The following is a 4,383-nucleotide window of genomic DNA, read 5'->3' as shown; positions in this document are numbered from 1 at the left end:
GCTCGCGCCCGGGCGCTGCGCCCTGGGGCTGGCCGGCGGGGGCCGCGACCACGGGCCCGGGGGGGCCCCCCCCCCCCCCCGGGGGGGGGGGGCCCGGGGGCCCCCCCGCCTCCCGTCCGTTCAGGGGGTGCGTCCAGGGCACCGCGTGCGACCGTCCGGACGGACCGTCATCCGGCGGGGCGCGCAGTGTCCGACTGCTAGGGTCGTTACGGCGACGTTACGGGGCGTATCGTCCACCACACGTGGGCCCGCGGGGCCCACGACTCCGAAAAGCAGCGCCCCTCGGGCGCTCCACACCCACCAGGAGATCCATTGACCGTCAAGATCGGCATCAACGGCTTCGGCCGAATCGGCCGTAACTTCTTCCGGGCCGCCCTCGCCAAGGGCTCCGACCTCGAGATCGTGGCGGTGAACGACCTCACCGACAACACGGCGCTCGCGAACCTGCTCAAGTACGACTCGATCACCGGCAAGCTCCCGGCGACGGTCGAGCTCGACGGCGACAACATCGTCGTCGACGGCAAGGCGATCAAGGTCCTCGCGGAGCGCGACCCCGTCAACCTCCCGTGGGGCGAGCTGGGCGTCGACATCGTCATCGAGTCGACCGGCTTCTTCACCAAGGCCGCCGATGCGCAGAAGCACATCGACGCCGGCGCCAAGAAGGTCATCATCTCCGCCCCGGCCACGGGTGACGACGTCACCATCGTGCTCGGCGTGAACGAGGACACCTACGACGCCGCGAACCACCACATCATCTCGAACGCGTCCTGCACCACGAACAGCCTCGCGCCGCTCGCCAAGGTGTTCCACGACAAGTTCGGCATCGAGCGTGGCCTCATGACGACGGTGCACGCGTACACCGCCGACCAGAACCTCCAGGACGGCCCGCACAAGGACCCGCGCCGTGCCCGCGCCGCCGCCCTGAACATCGTCCCGACCTCCACCGGTGCAGCCAAGGCCATCGGCCTCGTGCTCCCGGAGCTCGCGGGCAAGCTCGACGGCTTCGCGCTCCGCGTCCCGGTCCCCACCGGCTCGATCACCGACCTCACCCTCGAGACCAAGTCCGAGGTCACCGTCGACGAGATCAACGCCGCCTACAAGGAGGCCGCGGAGGGCCCGCTGAAGGGCATCCTGCTCTACAGCGAGGACCCGCTGGTGTCGACCGACATCACGACGGACCCGCACTCGTCCATCTACGACTCCGGTCTGACCAAGGTCATCGGCGGCCTCGTGAAGATCACCTCGTGGTACGACAACGAGTGGGGCTACTCGAACCGCCTCGTCGACCTCACCGAGTACGTGGGCGAGCGCCTCTAAGCCATGGCGCTCCGAACTCTCGGCGACCTCGGCGACCTCGCCGGCAAGCGCGTCGTCGTCCGCTGTGACCTGAACGTCCCGCTCAAGGACGGCACGATCACCGACGACGGCCGCGTCCGCGCGTCGCTCGACACGCTGAACACGCTCGTCAACGCCGGCGCGCGCGTCATCGTGATCTCCCACCTCGGGCGGCCCGACGGGTCGCCGGCTCCGGAGTACTCGCTCGCCCCCGTGGCGCAGCGGCTCTCCGAGCTCCTGGGGAAGGAGGTCACCTTCGTCGGCGAGACCGTCGGCGACGAGGCCACCGCGGCCGCCGCGGAGCTCGGTGACGGCGACGTCCTGCTGCTCGAGAACCTCCGCTTCAACCCGGAGGAGACCTCGAAGGACGCCGACGAGCGCAAGGGCTTCGCCGAGCGGATCGCCGCGTTGGGCGACGCATTCGTGTCGGACGGCTTCGGTGTCGTGCACCGCAAGCAGGCCTCGGTGTACGAACTGGCCTCGGCGCTGCCGTCGGCCGCGGGTTCGCTCATCGAGACCGAGCTGACGGTCCTCGAGCGCCTCACGTCGAAGCCCGAGCGCCCGTACACGGTCGTGCTCGGCGGTTCGAAGGTGAGCGACAAGCTCGGGGTCATCGACCACCTCCTGCCGCAGGTCGACACGCTCTGCATCGGTGGCGGCATGCTCTTCACGTTCCTCGCGGCCCAGGGCCACGGGGTCGCGAAGTCGCTGCTCGAGGCGGACCAGCTCGACACCGTCCGCGGGTACCTCTCGCGGGCGCAGGAGCTCGGCGTCACGATCGACCTGCCGACCGACATCGTCGTGGCCTCCGGGTTCGCGGCCGACGCCTCCCACGAGACCGTCGCGGCCGACGCGATCGAATCGTCGTCGTTCGGCACGGACGGCATCGGGCTCGACATCGGCCCCGAGACCGCGTCGCGCTTCGCCGCGGCGGTGTCCGGATCGAAGACGGTGTTCTGGAACGGGCCGATGGGCGTGTTCGAGTTCCCGGCGTTCGCGGCCGGCACCAAGACCGTCGCGCAGGCGCTCACCGAGGTCGACGGCCTCGGGGTCGTCGGTGGCGGCGACTCCGCGGCGGCCGTCCGCTCGCTCGGGTTCTCGGACGACCAGTTCGGGCACATCTCGACCGGCGGCGGTGCGAGCCTCGAGTTCCTCGAGGGCAAGTCGCTGCCCGGTCTCGAAGCACTGGGGTGGTCGCGATGAGCCGTACACCGCTGATCGCGGGGAATTGGAAGATGAACCTGGACCACCTCCAGGCCATCGCCACCGTGCAGAAGCTCGCGTGGACGCTGAAGGATGCCCGCCACGACCACGACGACGTCGAGGTCGCGGTGTTCCCGCCCTTCACGGACCTCCGCAGCGTGCAGACGCTCATCTCAGCGGACAAGCTGCCGATCCGCTTCGGTGCGCAAGACCTCTCACAGTACGACTCCGGTGCCTACACCGGTGACGTCTCGGGAGCGTTCCTCGCCGCCCTGGACGCGCAGTACGTCATCGTCGGTCACTCCGAGCGGCGGACGATGCACGGCGAGACCGACGAGGTCGTGGCGGCCAAGACCGCCGCGGCGATCAAGCACGGACTCGTGCCGGTCGTCTGCGTCGGCGAGACCGGTGAGCAGCGCGAGGAACGCGGCGCCGGTGTCGTCGCGGTCGAGCAGCTGCAGGTCGTCCTCGACGCGGTGCAGCCCGCGGAGATCGTCGTCGCCTACGAGCCGGTCTGGGCCATCGGCTCCGGCCAGGCAGCCACCGCCGACCAGGCCCAAGAGGAGTGCGCGGCGATCCGTCGCGGCATCGCCGCAGCCTGGGGAGACGAGGCCGCTGCGGCGACCCGTGTCCTCTACGGCGGCTCGGTGAAGTCCGGCAACATCGCCGGCTTCCTCCGCGAGCCCGACGTCGACGGCGCGCTCGTCGGCGGAGCCTCGCTCGACGTGCAGGAGTTCGCGGCGATCGCGCGCTTCCGCCAGCACGTCGGACTCTGATCCACCCGGACAGGCCGGTCGCTCGCGCGGCCGGCCTGTTCCATGCCCGGCCCGTCGTGTCCGGGGGCGACGCGTCCTCGGTATACTCGTACGGCTGACTGACACGAAAGGTACGTCGTGGCGATTCTCTCCGTCGTGCTGCAGGTCCTGCTCGCGATCACGAGCCTCCTGCTCACGCTCCTCATCCTGCTGCACAAGGGCCGCGGTGGCGGCCTCTCCGACATGTTCGGCGGCGGCGTGACGAGCAACCTCGGGGCGTCCGGCGTCGCCGAGCGCAACCTCAACCGCATCACGGTGATCCTCGGTCTGGTCTGGATCATCTCGATCATCGTGCTCGGTCTCATCAACAAGTTCACGACGGGGAGCTGACACATGGCATCAGGAGGCAGCGCCATCCGCGGATCGCGCGTGGGCGCGGGGCCGATGGGCGAGCAGGACCGCGGGGTCCAGGCCGAGCGCGTCGCGATCTCGTACTGGGACGCGCTGGGCAACGAGGTCGTGCGGTACTTCGCCGCTGGCCTGCCCGACGAGGAGATCCCCGAGACGGTCGACTCGCCGTCCACCGGTCTCCCGGCTGGTCGTGACAAGGAGAACCCGCCGCAGGTCGCGAAGACCGAGCCGTACAAGACGCACCTCGCCTACGTGAAGGAGCGCCGCACCGAGGAAGAGGCGGCGCAGCTCCTCGAGGACGCGCTCCAGCAGCTCCGCGAGCGTCGCGGCACCGCCTCGAAGTAGGCCACACGCGCGTCCGAAGGCCCCCGTACCGATCCGGTACGGGGGCCTTCGTGCGTGGCGGTTCGCGTGGGCGCCTCGGCAGGTCGCAACAGCCCGTCGGGAGTCAGTGGGCTGGTCGAGGATCGTCGCTCACGTCGCCTCACAGCGACGATGCGTGACCATCGGGGAGCGGGGTACGGGGAGTCGAGACCGTCCCACGCGCCCACACGACGGACGGGAGGCGGGGGGGCCGCCCGCCCCCCCCCCCCCCGCCGGCGGGGGGGGGGGGGGGGTGGGTGGCGGGGCGGTGGTTGGAGGGGGCGGGACGCGCGGCGGGCGGGTGCACGAACAAAAC

At 70.6% G+C, this 4,383-nt stretch carries 5 protein-coding genes; all 5 read left to right on the top strand.

Translation table 11 applies throughout. The annotated features are described in order from the left end of the window. The first annotated feature begins 312 nt into the window (after positions 1-312). Positions 313-1,317, top strand: a complete 1,005-nt coding sequence (gap, locus tag ACIPYW_RS13325) for a type I glyceraldehyde-3-phosphate dehydrogenase (protein WP_400414283.1) — start codon at positions 313-315, stop codon at positions 1,315-1,317. A 3-nt stretch (positions 1,318-1,320) separates the two neighbouring features. After that, positions 1,321-2,538 (top strand): phosphoglycerate kinase, encoded by a 1,218-nt coding sequence (locus ACIPYW_RS13320; protein ID WP_400414280.1) that lies wholly within the window; start codon positions 1,321-1,323, stop codon positions 2,536-2,538. Next, positions 2,535-3,314, top strand: a complete 780-nt coding sequence (gene tpiA / locus ACIPYW_RS13315) for a triose-phosphate isomerase (protein ID WP_400414278.1) — start codon at positions 2,535-2,537, stop codon at positions 3,312-3,314. The genes ACIPYW_RS13320 and tpiA overlap by 4 nt, the downstream gene beginning before the upstream one ends. Before the next feature lie 117 nt (positions 3,315-3,431). Further along, positions 3,432-3,683 (top strand): preprotein translocase subunit SecG, encoded by a 252-nt coding sequence (secG, locus tag ACIPYW_RS13310; protein ID WP_022902309.1) that lies wholly within the window; start codon positions 3,432-3,434, stop codon positions 3,681-3,683. Between the two features lie 3 nt (positions 3,684-3,686). Next, on the top strand, positions 3,687-4,049 hold the full coding sequence (locus ACIPYW_RS13305; protein ID WP_290131665.1) for an RNA polymerase-binding protein RbpA: 363 nt from the start codon (positions 3,687-3,689) through the stop codon (positions 4,047-4,049). The last annotated feature ends 334 nt before the right edge of the window (positions 4,050-4,383 follow it).

The sequence above is a fragment of the Curtobacterium sp. NPDC089689 genome (assembly GCF_044749145.1).
GTDB lineage: Bacteria > Actinomycetota > Actinomycetes > Actinomycetales > Microbacteriaceae > Curtobacterium.
Note: the sequence above shows the minus strand (reverse complement) of the source record. Positions and strands in the feature narration are given on the sequence as shown.

Bases quoted from the DNA above. Each gene is read 5' to 3' on its own strand.
- ACIPYW_RS13320 (WP_400414280.1), top strand. From the start codon at position 1,321: ATGGCGCTCCGAACTCTCGGCGACCTCGGCGACCTCGCCGGCAAGCGC.
- tpiA (WP_400414278.1), top strand. From the start codon at position 2,535: ATGAGCCGTACACCGCTGATCGCGGGGAATTGGAAGATGAACCTGGAC.
- ACIPYW_RS13305 (WP_290131665.1), top strand. From the start codon at position 3,687: ATGGCATCAGGAGGCAGCGCCATCCGCGGATCGCGCGTGGGCGCGGGG.